This window comes from Streptomyces sp. NPDC002513 (genome assembly GCF_053595355.1).
In genome coordinates, this window is sequence record NZ_JBSFXK010000168.1 from 1 (window position 1) to 1,009 (window position 1,009).

General features: G+C 68.7%; 1 protein-coding gene. It reads right to left on the bottom strand.

Translation table 11 applies throughout. From position 1 onward, the window contains the following. Nucleotides 1-40 precede the first annotated feature (40 nt). On the bottom strand, nucleotides 41-868 hold the full coding sequence (locus tag ACWD5Q_RS35530) for an HARBI1 family protein (protein WP_451431195.1): 828 nt from the start codon (nucleotides 866-868) through the stop codon (nucleotides 41-43). Nucleotides 869-1,009: the final 141 nt, after the last annotated feature.

A 1,009-nucleotide genomic window follows, 5' to 3' on the forward strand; every position in this document is an offset into this window, starting at 1 on the left:
TGAACCCTTCTCGGTAATTTGTCGTGACGCTTCGTGATCTTCAGGCTGTGCGGTCGTGTTCCAGCTGCAGGAGGACGAGGGCCGCTCGGGCGATGCGGGTGATGGCTGATGGGTCGAGGCTGACCCTGCGCAGGGCCTTGAAGGTGACTTTCAGCAGGGCATTGGCGCGTTCGGCGACCGCGTGGACGCCGCGGATCACGGCGTTGAACGCCTTGTCGGGCTCGGCGAGTTCGCTGCCATTGGGCTTTTTGACCGGGTGGCGGAAGCCGTCGCCCGCGTTCTCATAGCCGAGGTCGGTCAGGGTGGGGATGCCCAGCGTGGCGGCGAGCCGGTTCAGGGCATCGATCAGGCCGTGGGTGCGGGCGCAGGTGGTGTCGTGCTCGCGGCCGGGCCGGACCGGGGAGACCCAGATCGGCCAGCCGTCCGGGGCGGAGATGACCTGCACGTTCCCGCCGTGGTGCTTGTGCTTGCCGGACCACCATAGGTCCGCGCCGTTGGGGCCGGCGGCGGCCACCCGGTCGGTGCGGATGACCGTGCCGTCCAGATTGAGGTGGGTGTAGCCGGCCGCCGCCGCCCGCTCCAATGCGGTGGACAGGTCGGGTGCGTGGTCGGCGAGCACCGTCAGTCCTTCCTGGAGGTAGCGGTAGGCGGTGGGCAGCGCGATGCCGTTGTCCCGGGCGAGCTGGGCCAGCCGGGTGCCGTCGACGAACCAGCGCAGCACGAGCACCGCCTGCCGGAAGACGCCCAGCGCGCGAGTGCCCCTGCGGGTCCCGAGCAGCTCACGATGCCCGCGCAGCAGCTTCGCGAGGTGCTCGGCGGTCGCCCTGCGGACATCCAGGACTGCGGTGTAGGTGATACTGGAGGGCACGTGGAGCCTCTGGTTGTACGGAACGTGATCTTGGCAGACTCGTTCCTATCAGGGGCTTCACGCATACCTGACGCCGGGTCACCACCCCGCGCACGCTGGGCGATCACGCACCGCAACCATCACGTTGCTGAGAAGACCTCA